At 69.9% G+C, this 17,026-nt stretch carries 11 protein-coding genes; 6 read left to right on the top strand and 5 right to left on the bottom strand.

The annotated features are described in order from the left end of the window. Nucleotides 1-3: 3 nt before the first annotated feature. From AB0H50_RS34615 to AB0H50_RS34605, 3 genes are read right to left on the bottom strand one after another with little or no spacing between them, the layout of a single operon-like run. Entirely contained in the window at nt 4-1,173 is a 1,170-nt protein-coding gene (locus AB0H50_RS34615) for an acyl-CoA dehydrogenase family protein (protein ID WP_357461252.1), read from the bottom strand. Continuing rightward, nucleotides 1,158-2,222 (bottom strand): acyl-CoA dehydrogenase family protein, encoded by a 1,065-nt coding sequence (locus tag AB0H50_RS34610; RefSeq protein ID WP_357461249.1) that lies wholly within the window; start codon nt 2,220-2,222, stop codon nt 1,158-1,160. The genes AB0H50_RS34615 and AB0H50_RS34610 overlap by 16 nt, the downstream gene beginning before the upstream one ends. A gap of 22 nt (nt 2,223-2,244) precedes the next feature. Further along, a complete protein-coding gene (locus AB0H50_RS34605) occupies nt 2,245-4,407 on the bottom strand; it encodes an acyl-CoA dehydrogenase (protein ID WP_357461246.1) in 2,163 nt (720 codons plus the stop codon). A gap of 146 nt (nt 4,408-4,553) precedes the next feature. Between AB0H50_RS34605 and kstR the strand changes: the two genes are divergently transcribed. From kstR to AB0H50_RS34580, 5 genes are all read left to right on the top strand, one after another. Next, entirely contained in the window at nt 4,554-5,204 is a 651-nt protein-coding gene (gene kstR, locus AB0H50_RS34600; protein ID WP_357461244.1) for a cholesterol catabolism transcriptional regulator KstR, read from the top strand. Between the two features lie 394 nt (nt 5,205-5,598). Next, nucleotides 5,599-8,169 (top strand): trehalose-phosphatase, encoded by a 2,571-nt coding sequence (gene otsB, locus AB0H50_RS34595; RefSeq protein ID WP_357461243.1) that lies wholly within the window; start codon nt 5,599-5,601, stop codon nt 8,167-8,169. A gap of 197 nt (nt 8,170-8,366) precedes the next feature. Continuing rightward, nucleotides 8,367-9,248 carry a zinc ABC transporter substrate-binding protein gene (locus AB0H50_RS34590; RefSeq protein ID WP_357461241.1) on the top strand — a complete coding sequence of 294 codons (882 nt, stop codon included), beginning with the start codon at nt 8,367-8,369 and terminating at the stop codon, nt 9,246-9,248. Nucleotides 9,249-9,268: 20 nt separating this feature from the next. Beyond that, nucleotides 9,269-10,180, top strand: coding sequence for an ATP-binding cassette domain-containing protein (locus tag AB0H50_RS34585; protein WP_357461239.1), 912 nt, complete (start codon nt 9,269-9,271; stop codon nt 10,178-10,180). Nucleotides 10,181-10,286: 106 nt separating this feature from the next. After that, the gene (locus AB0H50_RS34580; protein ID WP_357461363.1) at nt 10,287-11,123 is read left to right on the top strand and encodes a metal ABC transporter permease; all 837 of its coding nucleotides are present in this window, start codon (nt 10,287-10,289) and stop codon (nt 11,121-11,123) included. A 75-nt stretch (nt 11,124-11,198) separates the two neighbouring features. Here AB0H50_RS34580 and AB0H50_RS34575 read toward each other — a convergent pair whose 3' ends face one another. Both AB0H50_RS34575 and AB0H50_RS34570 read right to left on the bottom strand, forming a co-directional pair. Next, the gene (locus tag AB0H50_RS34575) at nt 11,199-14,369 is read right to left on the bottom strand and encodes a BTAD domain-containing putative transcriptional regulator (RefSeq protein ID WP_357461237.1); all 3,171 of its coding nucleotides are present in this window, start codon (nt 14,367-14,369) and stop codon (nt 11,199-11,201) included. Nucleotides 14,370-14,714: 345 nt separating this feature from the next. Beyond that, nucleotides 14,715-15,236 carry a hypothetical protein gene (locus AB0H50_RS34570; protein ID WP_357461235.1) on the bottom strand — a complete coding sequence of 174 codons (522 nt, stop codon included), beginning with the start codon at nt 15,234-15,236 and terminating at the stop codon, nt 14,715-14,717. Between the two features lie 247 nt (nt 15,237-15,483). Between AB0H50_RS34570 and AB0H50_RS34565 the strand changes: the two genes are divergently transcribed. Continuing rightward, nucleotides 15,484-16,653 carry an acyl-CoA dehydrogenase family protein gene (locus AB0H50_RS34565; RefSeq protein WP_357461233.1) on the top strand — a complete coding sequence of 390 codons (1,170 nt, stop codon included), beginning with the start codon at nt 15,484-15,486 and terminating at the stop codon, nt 16,651-16,653. The last annotated feature ends 373 nt before the right edge of the window (nt 16,654-17,026 follow it).

Genomic DNA, 17,026 nt, shown 5'->3' with positions numbered 1-17,026 from the left:
TTCCTATCGGGGTACTCGCGGCAGGTTCAGTCCGGCGGTGGCGACGAGCTCACGCATGATCTCGTTGACACCGCCGCCGAAGGTCACCACGAGGTTCTGTTTGGTGCGCCGGTCCAGCCAGGTGAGCAGTTCGGCGGTGGCGGGCTCGGCCGGATCGCCGTGGCGGCCGACGATCTCCTCGGCCAGGCGGCCCGCTTCCTGGAGTGATTCGGTGGAGAACACCTTGGTGGCCGAAGCGTCGGCGATGACTTGCGACTGGTCACCGTCCGGGCTCTTGTCGGCGGCCGCGACCTGCCAGTTCAGCAGTTCGTTCAGCCGGACCATGGCGTGCATGCGGCCCAGCGAGCGCTGCACGTCGGGTTCGACGAGCAGCCCGCGCGGTCGCGCCCAGTCGCGCACCCGGTCGTAGAGCTGTTCGATCTTGCCGGACGGGCCGAGGCTCACTCGCTCGTGATTGAGCTGGGTCGTGATCAGCCGCCAGCCCCGGTTCTCCTCGCCGACCAGCATGTCGGCCGGGACGCGGACGTTGTCGAAATAGGTGGCGTTGGTGTGGTGGGCGCCGTCGCAGGTGATGATCGGCGTCCAGGAGTAGCCGGGGTCCTCGGTGTCCACGATCAGGATCGTGATGCCGCGGTGGCGCGAATCCGCCGTGCCGGTGCGGCAGGCCAGCCAGACGTAGTCGGCCTCGTGCGCGCCGGTGGTGAAGATCTTCTGCCCGTTGACGATCCAGTCGCCGGAGGCGTCACGGACGGCGCTGGTACGCAGCGAGGCCAGGTCGGTGCCCGCCTCCGGCTCGGAGTAGCCGATCGCGAAATGGATGTCGCCGGAAAGGATTCCGGGCAGGAACTTCTGCTTCTGCGCGTCGGTGCCGTAGGTCTGCAAGGTTGGGCCGACGGTCAGCAGCGTCACCAGCGGTAGCGGGACATCGGCCCGCACCGCCTCGTTGAAGAAGATCTGCTGTTCGACGGGCCCGAAACCCTGCCCACCGTATTCCTTGGGCCAGCCGACCCCGAGCCAACCGTCGCGGCCCATGCGCCGCACGACGGCGCGGTAGGCGTCGCCGTGCCGGTTCACCGCCATCTCGGCCTCCTCCTCGGGAGTGACGAGATCGGCGAAGTAGGTGCGGAGTTCGTCGCGCAGCGCGCGCTGCTCGGCGGTCAGATCGATGAACATCTTGCTCCTAAGCGATCCAGACGGAACGACGCGCCGCCGAGCCAGCGGGCGATGTCCTTGGCCTGGGAGTAGTAGCGGTGCATCGGATGGGTCACGTCGACGCCGAGACCTCCGTGCAGGTGATGGCACTTCTGCATGGCGGCTGGCAGCTCGGAGGCCACGGTGTAGGCGAGCACGTCGAGGTCGTCATCGACGCGCTCCAGGTGCGCGGGACCGGTATCGGACTGCGAAAGCGCCCAGTTCGCCGAGACGGCCGCGACGTGCAGGGTGCGGGAAACCACGTACAGGTCGGCGATCTGCTGGGCCACCGCCTGGAATTCGGCCAGCGGTCGGTTGAACTGGCGGCGCACCCGCAGATGCTCGGCGGTGAGCACCAGCGCGCCCTTCAGCAGTCCGTCGGCGACCGAGCCGATGCTCGCGACGGCCAGCCGATGCAGTTGCGCGAGATCGCCGGGGAGCAGCTGCTCGGCCGGGATCTCCACGTTGTCCAGCAGGACGCTGCCCTCGGGTAGGCCACCCGAGGACGGCGACGGAGTGCGGGTCAGCCCGGCGGCGTCGCCGTCGACGAGCGCGATGCCGGAATCGGTCGGGATCAGCAGCCAGCCCGCCTGCTCGGCATAGGGCACCGCGACCTTGTGCCCACTGACGCGCACGACGGACCCTTCGGCGACCGCGGTCGTCTTCGGTGTCGCGGCGAACGGTGCGCCCGGCTCACTGAGCGCGGCGGTGAGCACCGCGCCCTTGGCGATCTCGGGGCAGATCCGCTCGGCGACCGTGTCGGGCAGCACCGGCAGCAGCGCGAGCAGCCCGAAACCCAGCGTCGGCAGGGCGGGCACCGCCACCGCGTCGGTGGCCAGCTCGGTGAGCAGCACGGATATCTCCGGTAGGCCCATACCGTCGCCGCCGAAGCGCTCCGGCAGTGCGACCGCGAGCAGGCCCGAGTCGACGAGGCTCGGCCACAGCTCGATATCGCGAGCGGATTCGCGCTCCAGCAAGCTAACTACTACTTCGGCGACGGCGTCTTGGCCCTCGTCCCTGGTGAAGTCCACGCTGTTCTCCCGGTTTCTTGGCTCAGCTGTCCACGTCGCGAGGCAGCCCGAGAATCCGCTCACCCGCCACGGTGAGCAGGATCTGCTCGGTGCCTCCCGCGATGGAAAGACAGCGCGTGAGCAGGAACTCGGTTACCTCGTCGGAATCCTGCGCACCGTTCGGTCCCGCCGCCTCCACGGCGAACTCCGCTACCGCTTGGCGGTGCCGCACACCCACGAGCTTGCGCACGCTACTCTGCGCGCCGGGGTCGGCGCCCGCCAGCATCGCGACAGCGGCCCGCTGCTCGAGCAACAGCCCGGCAATGGCCTCGGCGACGAAGCCGCCGAGCCGGTCGTTCCTCAGCTCCGCGCCGGGCCCGGTGGCGGGCAGCTTGGCGATGAGCTCCTCGAGCACCGGCCCGATCCCGTTGCCGCCCATGGCGACTCGTTCGGTGGACAGCGTGGAGCGGGCGATCTTCCAGCCGTTGTTCAACGCGCCGACCAGGCAGTCGTCGGGGACGAAGACGTCGTCGAGGAACACCTCGCTGAACCGCGCCTCACCGGTGATCTGCACCAGCGGACGGACCTCGAGTCCCTTGCTGCGCATGTCGACGAGGAAGTAGGAGATGCCGCGATGCTTGGGCGCGTCGGCGTCGGTGCGCGCCAGGCAGATGCCCCAGTTCGCCTTGTCGCCCAACGAAGTCCAGACTTTCTGGCCGTTCAGCACCCAGCCGCCGTCGACCCGCTTGGCGGTGGTGCGCAGGGCGGCGAGGTCGGAGCCCGCGCCCGGCTCGCTGAACAGCTGGCACCACACCACCTCGCCGCGCAGCGTCGGCCAGGCGAAGCGATCGATCTGTTCTCGGGTGCCGTGCTGCAACAGCGTCGGGACCGCCCAGCCGCCGACGGCCAGGTCGGGTGCCGCGAGGCCGGCGCGGCGCAGTTCCTCGGAAATCACCAGCCCGGTCATCGGATCGGCGCCGCGGCCGTAAGGCGCAGGCCAGTGCGGCATCGCCAGCCCCGCGTCCACCAGTGCGTCGCGCCGCTGGTCCACCGGAAGCGCCGCGATCGCGGCGACCTCGGCGGCCAGGTCGGTGGCGGCCGTACCGTCCACGCCCTCGGCGGCGAAGACCCGGTCGGCGCCGGTGGTGCGGCGCATGCCCGACCGCGTCAGTTCGGTGACCCTGGCCCGCCAGCGCGCCGAGCCGCCGAGCAGCTGGCGCAGCGCCGTTGCCCTGCGCAGGTAGAAGTGGGCGTCGTGTTCCCAGGTGAAGCCGATGCCGCCGAGCACCTGGATGCAGTCCTTCGCGGTCTCCACCGCGGCGTCCAGCGCGATGGCCGCGGCGATGGCGGCCGCGATCGGCAGTTCGGCGCCGCCCTCGTCGACGGCAGCGGCGGCGTCAAGCGCGACCGAGCGGATCAGTTCGGTGCGGCACAGCATCCACGCGCAGATGTGTTTGACCGCCTGGAAGGAACCGATCTTGCGGCCGAATTGCTCACGCACCTTGGCGTATTCGACCGCGGTGTCGAGACACCAGCCCGCCAGCCCTGCGAGCTCAGCAGCGGCGAGCGCGACGAGCAGGTCTTCGACGCGGTACGCGGAGGCGAACATCCGCTCGGCCGGCACCGCGACCTCGGCGCAGTGCACGCGGGCCAGCGGGGTGCTCGGGTCGGCGGAGGCGAGTTCCTCGATCCGCAGCCCCGCGGTGTCCGGCGGCACCAAGCACCAGCGCGGGCCGTCCGGGCTGTCGACGGGAAGCAAGACGGCGGTTCCAGCGGCGGCACCGAGCACGAAGTCCCAGACACCGGTGAGCAACACCTCGCCCGCGCCGGCGGGTACGCTGACACCCGTCCGGGGCGAAACATCCGGACCGACAACGACGTCGAGCGCGATACCGCACGGCTGGTCCTCGGCGAGGGCGCCCGCGGTGACGAGGTTGGCCAGGGCGGTGCTGAGCACCGGTCCGCCCACCAGATCGTGTGCCGCCTGCTCCAGCAACACGGCGAGATCGGCGACCGACCCGCCTGCACCACCCGCGTCCTCGGCGACCGCGACACGGAAGATCCCGAGTTCGGCCAGCGCGGGCCAGTACGCGCGCCAGAATCCGACCGGCTCGGCTCGCATTGTTGCAATCGGACGGACCGACCCGGCCCAGCCCCGCATCGACTCCTGGACGGCTTTATGCTCGTCAGTGGTGGCGATGGTCACACTCCAACCCGCCTTTCCGGCGTGACTCCCACACCTAGAACATGTTCTAATATCCTTGCCGTGCGGAAGTCAAGAGACGGCCATCCGCATCGGTGAGCACCGCGCGCCAGGCCGACTTACGACGTTCGAGGAAAGGACCTTTTTCGATGGCCAGCCCCTCCCGATCGCAGCCCGCCGACGCGAGCGCTGCCCGCCCAGCGACCGTCACGACGCTCAGCGAGGACGATCTGAGCTCGGCCGCGCAGCGCGAGCGACGCAAGCGCATCCTGGACGCGACGCTGGCGCTCGCCTCCAAGGGCGGATACGACGCGGTGCAGATGCGCGCCGTCGCCGAGCGCGCGGACGTGGCCGTCGGTACCCTCTACCGGTACTTCCCTTCCAAGGTTCACCTGCTGGTCTCGGCGCTGGCCAGGGAGTTCGAGCAGATCGAGGGCAAACGCAAGCCGCTTGCCGGAGCGACGCCGCAGGAGCGCATGCACCTGCTGCTCACCCAGATCACCCGGATGATGCAGCGCGACCCGCTGCTCACCGAGGCCATGACGCGCGCGTTCATGTTCGCCGACGCCTCGGCGGCGGCCGAGGTGGATCGGGTCGGCAAGGTGATGGATCGGGTTTTCGCCCGCGCCATGAACGACGGAGAACCGACCGAGCGGCAACTCGCCATTGCGCGCGTCATCAGTGACGTGTGGCTTTCCAATCTGGTGGCGTGGCTCACTCGACGGGCTTCGGCGACCGATGTCACAGACCGTCTCGAACTGACCGTGGATCTGCTGCTCGGAGATCAAGCGGCGAAATAGCCGGACGCGATAACCGCGTCAACCGAATCGGATCGGGGGTAGCCCGGTCGACGGGCAGACTGCCCGCGACCGGGCTACCGTGGTGTTATGCCGCGCTTGCCTCTGCACGCGGAGCAGACCGCGAACCGTCATGTCCGACAATGCGACTCATATCCGGCCGATCCGCCGGAAGGAAACGGCTCGGCCGTGACGCCCCTCGTGATCGCCGTGCGACCCGACCCCGCTCGCGTCCGCGGAAAGTTACTTGCTGGTTACCTGTGCGTTAACTGGGCATATCCCGATAACCGGGTTGCAATCGTGCGCACGCATACCGGCGCAATGCGGTGCGGTGAATTCAACACAGTATTGTTTTGGCCGCCCCTGAAACAACTCCTCCGATCACTAGGTTGGATGCGTGAGCGCACAGGATCTGCCCAAGGAACTTCGACGTGCTTTGTCGACGGTTGCGCGCGAGCCACGGCTCTTGGTCGCGTCGGACTACGACGGGACACTGGCCCCGATCGTGTCCGATCCGACCAAGGCGTATCCGCATCGGGAGTCGGTGAGCGCGCTACGCGCCCTCGCCGGTCTCACCGGAACGACGGCGGCCGTCATCTCCGGCCGCGCGCTGCGTGACCTCGCGGCACTCTCCCGGCTCCCGGTCGAGGTGCAACTGATCGGTAGCCATGGGTCGGAGTTCGACGTCGGCTTCGTGCACGCGATCGACAACGACGCCAAACAGCTGCTTCAGGAAGTGCAGAACTCGCTGTCGCAGATCGCCGCGGGCAATCCCGGCGTCACCGTCGAGATCAAGCCGGCCAGCGTCGCGCTGCATGTGCGCAACGCCAGTCCCGAGATCGGCCGCAGGGCGCTGACCACGGTGCGCCAGGGCCCGGCCTGCTGGGTCGGCGTTCAGGTCACCGAGGGCAAGGCCGTCATCGAGCTGGCCGTCGTCCCCACCGACAAGGGCGCCGCGCTCGACACCATTCGCCACCAAGAGGGCGCGACCGCGGCGGTGTTCTTCGGCGACGACGTCACCGACGAGAAAGCCTTCCGCGTGCTCTCCGGGCCTGACGTCGGCATCAAGGTCGGCGAGGGCGACAGCCTGGCCAAGTACCGGGTGGACAGCACCGAGGCGGTCTCCTGGGCGCTGGCCTTCCTGCTGGAGGAGCGACGCACCTGGCTGGCCGGCGCGAGCGCGCCGCGCATCGAGCGACTGACCATGCTGGCCAGCCCGCGCTCGGTGGCGCTGCTCACCCCCGACGCCACGGTCACCTGGTTCTGCCACCCGGAGCCGGATTCGGCCGCGGTGTTCGCGCACCTGCTCGGCGGACCGCAGGCCGGTCACTTCACCGTCGCGCCGGAGCGGCCGGGGCTGCCGCTGTCGCAGCGCTACGTGGACGGCACCATGACCGTCGAAACCCGCTGGGCCAGTTTGCAAGTCGTCGACTACCTGCCGCACGACGTGACGCCGAACCGGACCGATCTGACCCGGGTGATCACCGGCGTGGCCAAGGCGGTCGTCACCTTCGCGCCGCGGCCGGAATTCGGCCAGGTGCCGGTGTCGCTCGAACCCGATCCCGCGGGTCTGCGGGTGCGCGGCACCAACGACCCGATGGTGCTGCGCTCCCCTGGTGTCCGGTGGGAGATCGAGAGCGACGGAACACACGATGTCGCGCGCGCCGTTGTCGACCCGGCGAGCGGCCCGATCGTGCTGGAACTGCGGTGCGGCACACATGATCTCGCGCCCGCGATGACCAGCGAGCCGGAGCGCCGCAGGGAGGCGCAGCGGTACTGGTCGGAGTGGTCGAGCGCGCTGGAATTGCCGCCGCTGAAGCCGGACCTGATGAAGCGCTCCGCGCTCACCCTGCGCGGGCTGGTGCACGCGCCGTCCGGCTCGATCCTCGCCGCGGCGACCACCTCGCTGCCCGAGGACATCGGCGGCATCCGCAACTGGGACTACCGCTACTGCTGGCTGCGCGATGCCGCGCTCACCGCGCAGGCGCTGGTCTCGCTCGGCTCGCTCGCCGAGGCCGAGCAGTTCCTCGGCTGGGTGCACCGCGTGCTGGAGACGCTGCCGGGGCCCGAGCGTCTGCACCCGCTGTACACCATCTACGGCGAGACGCTGCCGCCCGAGGCCGTCATCGACCAGCTTCCCGGCTACGCGGGGTCGCGCCCGGTGCGCGTCGGCAACGCGGCGAACATGCAGGTGCAGCTGGACGTCTTCGGACCGATCGTCGACCTGATCGCGACGCTGGCGCACGCGCGCGAGCGCAAGGGCGTCACCGATCCGGCCAAGGCGTTGCCGGACGCCGACTGGGAACTGGTGCGCGCCATGGTCTCGGCGGTGACGCGCCGCTGGACCGAGCCCGACCACGGCATCTGGGAGATCCGCGGCAACCCGCGCCACCACGTGTACTCGAAGGTGATGGGCTGGCTGACGGTCGACCGGGCGCTCACGCTGGCGCAGAAGTTCGACCGCCGAATCGACCCGGAGTGGATCGAGCTGCGCGACACCATCGCCGAAGAGGTCAAGACCAAGGGCTGGAACGACGAGGTTCAGTCGTTCACCGCGGCCTACGACGGCATCGACCTGGACGCGGCCACCCTGCACATCGGCCTGAGCGGGCTGATCGATCCCTCCGACCCGCGCTTCGCCGCGACGGTGGTGGCGACCGAGGCCGAGCTGCGCAGCGGGTCGACCGTGTACCGCTACCACCACGACGACGGCCTGCCCGGCGGAGAAGGTGGATTCCATCTCTGCGCGGCCTGGCTGGTCGAGGCGTATCTGCTGATCGGCAAGCGTTCGGACGCCGAGGCACTGTTCGCCCAGCTGGTCGACGTGGCGGGGCCGACCGGGCTGCTCAGCGAGGAGTACGACCCGGTGGCCGAGCGATCGCTGGGCAACCACCCGCAGGCCTACAGCCACCTCGGTCTGCTGCGCTGCGCGCAACTGCTGTCGCAGCCTGTGGAGGTGCTCGTCTAGAGGTCACCGACCGGCCGTCGAGGCCCGCGGACCACCCGGTTCGCGGGCCTCGACGTTTGCCGGGTGGGTTTCGGCAGCGGTGTGGCGGCGGCCGGGCGGTGGTCGGGTTGCGCGGGGCTGATAAAGTTAAACGGTAACGATTTCCATTATGATCTGGAGCACTCACCTGCTCTGTTCGTATCGCCAGGAGTGCTTGCGTGAGTAGCCGAATTGTCTCGAAGTTCGCCGGTGTCGCCGTGGGGGTGGCGACCGCCATCACGTTGACCGCGTGCGGCAGCTCCGACGACTCGGGTAAGCCGCAGGTCGTCGCCTCGACCGATGTGTGGGGCGATATCGCCGCCACCGTCGCCGGTCCCGACGCGACCGTGACCTCGATCATCACCGACCCCGCCGCCGACCCGCACTCGCACGAGACCTCGGCGGTCGAATCGGCCAAGATCAGCGACGCCGACCTGGTCGTCTACAACGGCGGCGGCTACGACGAATTCATCGAGAAGGCCGTTTCCGGCAAGGACAAGCGGACCGTCGACGCGTTCGAGTCCCGCGCCGACAAGGGCGAAGAGAACGAGCACGTCTGGTACGACGTGGCGACGGTCGGCACGGTCGCCGACCAGATCGCGGGCGCGCTCGGCGAGATCGACTCGGCGCACGCCGCCGACTACATCGCCCGCGCCGCGGCCTTCAAGTCGCAGCTGGCCGGGATCACTGCGGCCACCGGCACGCTCGCCGCCCAGCACCCGAAGACGCCGGTGCTGCAAACCGAACCGCTCGCGTACTACCTGCTGCGCGCCGCCGGCGCGGAGGACCGCACCCCGCACGAGTTCCAGGAGGCCATCGAGCAGGAGACCGATCCCGCGCCCGCGGCCGTCGCGGAAACCCGGGATCTGCTCACCGGCAAGCAGGTTCGCGCGCTCGTCTACAACGTGCAGACCCAGGACAAGATCACCCGCGACCTGCGCGAGCTGGCCGAGGCCAACGGCGTCGCCGTCGTCGAGGTGACCGAAACCCTCCCCGAGGGAATGGATTACATTCAGTGGCAGACCAAGAACACCGAAGCGCTGGCCGAAGCGCTGGACTGATCGACGAGCAGCTGATCGAGATGTCCACGAGCAAGGGAGCCGCGCTGACCGAACACACCGCACAGGTGCGTCCGCGGCCCGCCGGTGTCGACGGGACGGCGGCCGTCCGGCTCGACGACGCCCGGCTCTCGTTCGGCGACCGTACCCTCTGGCAGGGCCTCGACCTCGAGGTGGCTCCCGGCGAGTTCATCGCCGTGCTCGGCCCCAATGGCTCCGGCAAGACCTCGCTGCTCAAGGTGTTGCTCGGCCAGCTCGCCCTCGGCGACGGACGGGCGTTCGTCGCCGGATCGCTCGCGCGGGCGGGCAATCCCGATATCGGCTACATACCGCAGCAGAAGACGATCGACGCGGGCGTGCAGCTGCGCGGCGTCGATCTGGTCGGGCTCGGCGTCGACGGACATCGCTGGGGTCTCGGCCTGCGCGGGCGGGCCGAACGCAGGCGCAAGGTGGACGCCGCCATCGCGGCGGTCGGCGCGGAGAAGTTCGCGAACGCGCCACTGGAATCCATGTCCGGCGGCGAACAGCAGCGCCTGCGGGTGGCGCAAGCACTGGTCGGCGACCCGAAGGTGCTGCTCTGCGACGAACCGCTGCTGAGCCTCGACCTGGCCAACCAGCGGCTGGTCGCCGAGCTCATCGACCGGCGCAGGCGCGGCCACGACACCGCGGTGCTCTTCGTGACCCACGAGATCAATCCGATTCTCCCGCTGGTGGATCGGGTGCTGTACCTGGTGGACGGCAAATTCCGGATCGGCGCGCCCGACGAGGTGATGACCTCCGAGGTGCTCTCCGAGCTGTACCGGACCGAGGTCGACGTGCTGCGGGTCCGCGGGCGGCTGGTGGTGGTCGGCACCGGCGACACCATGGACGCGCTCGGCGCGGCAGGCGCGCAGCACTGCCACGCCGAACCCGATACGAGAGGGGTCCGCGCATGAGTGAGCGGAGCGAGCGAATCATGTGCCAGCCCGCCTCGGGCACGCCGGAGCCGAGCGTCAGCGAGGAGCTGGCGTGACCGGCAAACTCGCCGACGTCTTCTCGAAGATGTTCGACCTGTCCACCACGGCCGATCTGCTCTCCTACGACTTCGTCCAGCAGGCGGTGCTGGCGGCGGCCCTGCTCGGGCTGCTCGCCGGGGCGATCGGGCCGCTGATCATCAGCAGGCAGATGTCGTTCGCGGTGCACGGCACCAGCGAGCTGTCGCTCACCGGAGCGGCCGCGGCGTTGCTCGCCGGGATCGGGGTCGGGCTCGGCGCGATCATCGGGTCGGTGGTCGCCGCCGTGCTGTTCGGCGTGCTCGGAACCCGTGCGCGAGAACGTGATTCGGTGATTGCGGTGGTGCTCTCGTTCGGCCTCGGACTCTCGGTGCTGTTCCTCTGGCTCGGCCCGGAGCGCGCCGGATCCAAGTTCTCGCTGCTGACCGGTCAGGTGGTCAGCGTCGGATACAGCGGCCTCACGCTGCTCATCACCTGCACGGTGCTGGTGCTCGGCGTGCTCGCGGTGATCTACCGGCCGCTGCTTTTCGCCAGCTCGGATCCGGAAGTCGCGGTGGCGCGCGGTGTTCCGGTGCGTTCCCTCGCGGTGATCTTCGCAGTGCTGCTCGGCATCACCGCGGCCTTCGGCGTCCAGATCGTCGGCGCGCTGCTCGTGCTCGCGCTGCTCATCACCCCCGCCGCGGCCGCCGCCCAACTCACCGCCAACCCGGCCCGCGCCACGGTGCTCGCGATCGTCTTCGCGGAACTCGCGGCGGTCGGCGGCATCCTGCTGTCCCTGGCGCCCGGTGTTCCGGTGTCGACGTTCGTGACGGCGATTTCGTTCGTGATCTACGTGGTGTGCCGGGTCGTGGGCAACCGTCGCAGGCAACTCGCGCGGGTCCGGTGATCTGATGCGGCAGGTAGCTCCAGCGAGGCGAGAGCTCTAACCCGTCTCCGGCAAATCCGAGATGCGCCGGCTGGATCAATTGTCGGCGAGGCCGACGGCCGTTCGTAGGCGCTCGAGGGCTTCGGTAGCCGGGCGGCTTGCCCCGCGGCGGTAGGCGGATTCGTAGGTTTCCGCGCCAAGACGATCGGTCAGGGTGGTGATCAGGGCGGTGAGACGGGGTTCGCCCCTGTCGAAGTCGCCGCGGAGGGACGCGCTGAGGCCGAGGGCTTCCGCGGCGTCCTCGGGGGCGTTCTCGAGCGTGCGCAGTTCGGCGAGGAGTTCGGCGACGTGGGCGGTGTTGGCGGCGTCGGCCCAGGCGAACAGGCCCGCGGCGGCGCGTGGCAGGAGCGTGCGGGCCACGGTCGCGTCGCCTTCGGCGAGGCGGTTGGCCAGGCGGGCCGCGGTGATGAGATCGGCGGCCATAGCGTCCGGGAGGCCCAAGCGGTCGGCGATCGCCGCGAGCTCGTCGATCGTGCGCTCGGCGGCGGGCACGTCGCCCGCGCGGCGGTGGCATTCGGCGAGCGCGAAGAGGGCTTCCGCGGCGCTGCGCCGGTGGCCTCGCTCGGTGGACTGGCGTCGCATCGCTTCGATATCGCGCAGCGCGCCGTCCAGGTCGCCCGCGCGCATGCGTTCGGTGGTGAGCCGGGCGCGGCAGTGGAACAGATCGTCCTGCCCGCCGAGTTCACTGCTGACCGCGACGCCCTTCTCGAACACCGCGATGGCGTCGTCGTGCTCGCCGCGCAGCGAGTGATCGCGACCGACGGCAAGCAGCGCCATCCCGAGCCCCCAGCGATCGCCGACCTCCGCGAAGCCGCGCAGCGCCGCGGCACGGTCGTCGGTCCCCACGCGCCGATCGCCCTGTTCTGTCCACACGTGATCCCGCGCCCAATGCCCGCAGGCCCGCACCCACGGATCCGATGCGGCCAGCGCACGATCCAGCACGCGTGTGCCGAGGTCGTCGGCGCCCGCCGAGGCGGCGAGCAGCGGGACCCAGAGCAACAGCGCCGGGTGGAAGCCGAGCGCGCCCGCTGCTTCACCGTCCTCGATCAGCGTGTGGACCTGAGCGTTTTCCGTAATCGGCGCGCCCGCGAGCAACTGGATCAGCCGCAGCGCTGTTCGCTCGCGCTCGGGCAGCGCGCCGTCGAGGCGCAATACGGCGGCGAGGAAGGTCTCGAACTGGGTGCCCATGCCGCGGATGCCCCAGTACCAGAACAGCGCGCCGACGAAACGCGATGCGCGCAGACCGTCACCGCTGTCGAGCGTGGATCGCAGTGCGGTTACCAGGTTTTCGTGTTCTGCGTCGAAAATCGCCATGGCGCGCAACTGGTCTCGTGTGCGCAGCAATGGCTCGTGCCGCTCGGCGAGCGCCAGGTAGTGCTCGGCGAAGCGGTCGTCGAGGTCGTCAGCGGTTTCCTCGAGCCGGTCGGCCGCGTACGCGCGGATGGTCGCGAGCATGCGATAGCGCGGCTCAGGATCGCCGGAGACGGTGAGGACGGACTTCTCTACCAGCGCATCGGCCACATACAGCACGTCCTCGCTCGGCAGCGCCTCGTCGGAGCAGATCTCCTCCAATGCCGCCAGTGTCGCGCCGCCGGGGAACAGCGAGAGTCTGCGGGCCAGTGTCCGTTCCGGCTCGGTGAGCAGGTCCCAGCTCCACGCCACCAGGGCGAGCAGCGTGCGCTGGCGCGGCTGGGCGGTGCGGCTGCCCGAGGTCAGCAGCCGGAAGCGATCATCGAGCCTGCGCGCGATCTGCTCGACGCTCATCGAACGCAGCTTGGCCGCCGCCAGCTCGAGCGCCAGCGGCAGACCGTCGAGCTGACGGCAGATGTCGACGACCGGCCCGGCCGTCTCGGCGTTCAGGGCGAAATCGGGCCGGGCCGCGACCGCTCGGTCGAGGAACAGCCGCACCGCGGCGGCATCGGCGAGTTCTCCTGCCTCGCCGGGTAATTCGAGCGGGCCAAGTTGGTACAGCGTCTCACCGGCGATGGCGAGCGGCTCACGGCTGGTCGCGAGAATCCGCAGCTGCGGGAGTCTTTCGAGAAGGCCGCCTGCCAGTTCCGCGGCGGACTCGATCAGATGCTCGCAGTTGTCGAGCACCAGCACCGCGGGGCCGACGTCCAGCAGTTCGGCGATGCGGTCGGGTCCGGTGAGCGGCTGGGTAGCGCGGTTGTCGGACACCCGCAGATCCCAGGAGCCCAGCGCGCCGACCACCGTGTCGGTCAGCTGTTCCGGGGTGCTCACGCCGGCCAGCGGGACGAACCAGACCCGGCCGCGTCCGTAAGACCGGTGCCGGGTGACGGTTTCGACCGCCACCCGGGTCTTGCCCGCCCCGCCTGGGCCGACGAGCGTGACCAGACGTCCCGCGTCGAGGAGTTCGGCGACGCGGGCCAGTTCGCGTTCCCGTCCGACGAAGTTGGTGAGCGGCAGCGGAATTCGGTTCACGATCGGCTCGGGCCGCGGCGCGGGGCGATCCAGTTCACCGCGCAGCAAAGCCAGGTGGGTCTCCCGCAGTTCGGCGGACGGATCGACGCCGAGTTCGTCGCCGAGCCGCTCGCGAGTCTGTTCGTAGACGGCCAGCGCGTCGGATTGGCGGCCCGCGGCCGAGAGCGCGCGCATGCGCAGCCCGGCCAGCCGCTCGGCGAGCGGGCGTTCGGCGGCCGCCGCTTCCAGGTCGGCGAGGACGTCGGCGTGCCTGCCCAGCCGTAGCTCGACGTCGTAATTGTCCTCGGCGACAGCGGCTTTCAGCTCTTCGAGCCGCGCGACCGCGAGATCGGCGAAGGGCGCGTCACGCACATCGGCGAGCGCGGGGCCCCGCCACAGCGCGAGGGCGTCAGCCAGCGCGGCGCCCGCCGCCGCCACCTTGCCCGCGGCCAGGTCGCGACGGGCCTCGGCGGCGGCGGATTCGAAGCGGTGCGCGTCCACGTCCTCCGGACGCACCGACAGCCGGTAACCGCCGGGCCCGAGTTCGAGTGTGCCCGCGCCGCGTAATGCCTTGCGCAGCCTGGAAACCAGTGCCTGCAACGCACCGGCCGCCTCGGCGGGCGGCTGCTCACCCCAGAGCCCGTCGACGAGCGCGTCCACCGATACCGGCCGTCCCGCCTCCAGCGCCAGCCTGGCCAGCAGCATTCGCAGGCGTACGCCACCTAGATCGAGAGGGGAGCCGTCGTCGGCGAAGGCGGCAATCGGACCGAGCAGAGCAACACGCACGGCGTCCAGACTGTCAGAGGTGTCGGGAGCGGGGTGCGTGGGGCGTTGTGCGGGTCGGCCGTGGCATGTGGCTGTTGCGTTCTTCGAATGGAGACCCCGCGCCATTTCTGACATCACACACTTTTCGTACGCCTCACAGAGGCGGTGCCTATGCGAAGCGTATGGCGGGGGTGTGGGAACGGCAGCGGTGGCGCACCGTGGCCCGCGATAGGCACTGGGGGCGGCCGCAGTGCGTCGACTGTAACGGCGAAGGCGGTGGCGGGGCGATCGGCGGCGGGTAAAGGTTCGCGACACGGCGGAACCCGGTCTCGCGCAATGCGAAACCGGGTTTCGGATCGAGGTGCGTCAGGCGACGAGCAGGGCGACGAGTACCAGGATCGAGCCGCCGAAGACGATCGCGTGGCGGGCGTTCTGCAGCCACGGCATCACCCAGCGCGGGAAGGCGCCCTCGGCGGCCGCGAGGAAGCGGCGCACGTCGATGCGGGCGAGCTCCGGGTCGCCGGTCTTGGCGAAGGCGTGTTCGATGCTCTTGGCGGCGGTCAGGTTGCTGTAGAGGATGACGACGTTGACGATCAGCACGAGCGCCTGGCAGATCCAGGTCAGCGTCTGACCCCACGGGCTGGCCGCCAGGTTCAGCCCGGCGAGCGCGGCCATGACCAGCGCGATGGACAGCGGCGCCCAGGTCTCGTGGCCGCCCGCGTCGAAGCGCATGCCGTGTTCGGCGAGTACGCCGGGCCGGACGCCCTGGCGGTTCAGTTCCGCCTCCGCGGCGGCCTTCGCGGCGGCGCCGTAGCGGTGGCGCACCAGCGGGATGCTCACGAAGGCGGCGGCGATCAGCAGTTGGGCGATGGCGGCGATGGTCAGCATGGCGGTTCTCCTCATCCGGTTTCTTCGGTCTTGCGGGGCGGGGCCGGTGGGGGGCCCGCGCTCTCGATGAGCCAAAGATGCGCGACCCGGCTGACAGGCCGCCGATATCGCGCCGACACGGTCTGTCAGTGCAGGTAGACGCGAAGAAACGCGTTGGAGGGCGGCTGTGATGGCAGCCGCCTTCAGTCGTAGGAGACGGGTTTCGTATGCTCGGACTCACACGCCGCCGAACGAATGGTGACCAACGATGATCGACTTTTCGATTCCCGCCGAACTCGCCGCCGAACGCGACCGCGTCCGCCAGTTCGTGATCGACAAAATCGTCCCGTTCGAGCGCGATCCGCGCCTGACCGCGCACGGACCGACCGACGAACTGCGCCAGGAGCTGGTGGAACTCGCCCGCGCGGAGAAGCTGCTGACGGTGCAGGCCCCCGAGGCGCTCGGCGGGCGCGGCCTCAGCCACGTCGAACAGGCCGTCATCTACGAGGCGGCGGGCTGGTCCACCCTCGGCCCGGTCGCGATGAACTGCGCGGCGCCCGACGAGGGCAACATGTTCCTGCTGTCCAAGGTCGCGAACCGGGAGCAGATCGACCGCTACCTGATGCCGGTGATCAACGGACACCAGCGCTCGGTCTTTGCGATGACCGAACCCGACGGCGCAGGCTCCGACCCGGCGCAGCTGGCCACCGAGGCCGTCTTCGACGGCGAGAACTTCACCGTCAACGGCCGCAAATGGCTGATCACCGGTGCCAACGGCGCCAAGACCTGGATCATCATGGCCCGCCTTGCCGCCAACCCGCACCTGCCCGAGGGGCCCACGCTGTTCCTCACCGACGGCGACCAGCCGGGCATCGTCATCGAGCGCACCATGAACACGATGGACCGCAACTATGTCGCCGGGCACGGCGTCGTGCGGTTCGACAATCTGGTGCTACCCAAGTCGGCGCTGCTCGGGGAGGCCGGGCAGGCGCTGCGCTACGCCCAGCTGCGGCTGGCTCCGGCCCGGCTCACGCACTGCATGCGCTGGCTCGGCGCGGCCGAACGGGCGCAGAGCATCGCGATCCAGCACGCCAAGACCCGCACCGCGTTCGGCAAGCCGATCGGCGAACACGAGGGCGTGTCGTTCATGTTGGCGGACAACGAGATCGCGCTGCACCAGTGCCGCCTGACCATCTGGCACGCCTGCTGGCTGATGGACCAGGGCGAGAAGGCACGGCACGAGAGCTCGATCGCGAAGTCGTACGTCTCGGAGGAGCTGTTCAAGGTCGCCGACCGCTGCGTGCAGGTGCTCGGCGGCATCGGCATCAGCGACGAGACGGTGGTCGAAATGATCTTCCGCGACATGCGCGCCTTCCGCCTCTACGACGGACCCACCGAAGTTCACAAGTACGCGATCGGCCGCAAGATCCTGCGCTGACGCTCCGCCGATCCCCACGCTCCCAGCCACCCGTGGCCGATCCCGTTAGCGTTCGTCCCGATTGACGGCGGGACACCGCGCGGGTGACGGGCGAGCGCGCACACCCGGCGCGGCCGCCAAAACCCGGGACCGAACGCTCCATCCCCACGCTCCCAGCCACCCCGAGGGCAATCCCGTTAGCGTTCGTCCCGATTCGCGGCGGGCACACCGCGCGGGCGACGGGCGGGCGCACACACCCAGCGCGGGCCGCCAAAACCCGGGACCGAACGCTCCATCCCCACGCTCCCAGCCACCCCGAGGGCGAGCCAGACGAGCCCGTTCGCGGCCGTCTCGCTTCCGAGCGGTCGAAGCGCATGCGCCGCAGGCGCGAGTC

It is taken from the genome of Nocardia sp. NPDC050793, assembly GCF_040654065.1.
GTDB lineage: Bacteria > Actinomycetota > Actinomycetes > Mycobacteriales > Mycobacteriaceae > Nocardia.
The sequence above is the reverse complement of the archived record's forward strand: the minus strand, read 5'-3'. Positions and strand labels throughout refer to the sequence as shown.

Excerpts from the sequence above, each read along its gene's own strand:
- AB0H50_RS34615 (WP_357461252.1), bottom strand. The coding sequence starts at position 1,173 with ATGTTCATCGATCTGACCGCCGAGCAGCGCGCGCTGCGCGACGAACTC.
- kstR (WP_357461244.1), top strand. The coding sequence starts at position 4,554 with ATGGCCAGCCCCTCCCGATCGCAGCCCGCCGACGCGAGCGCTGCCCGC.
- AB0H50_RS34585 (WP_357461239.1), top strand. The coding sequence starts at position 9,269 with ATGTCCACGAGCAAGGGAGCCGCGCTGACCGAACACACCGCACAGGTG.
- AB0H50_RS34580 (WP_357461363.1), top strand. The coding sequence starts at position 10,287 with ATGTTCGACCTGTCCACCACGGCCGATCTGCTCTCCTACGACTTCGTC.
- AB0H50_RS34570 (WP_357461235.1), bottom strand. The coding sequence starts at position 15,236 with ATGCTGACCATCGCCGCCATCGCCCAACTGCTGATCGCCGCCGCCTTC.
- AB0H50_RS34565 (WP_357461233.1), top strand. The coding sequence starts at position 15,484 with ATGATCGACTTTTCGATTCCCGCCGAACTCGCCGCCGAACGCGACCGC.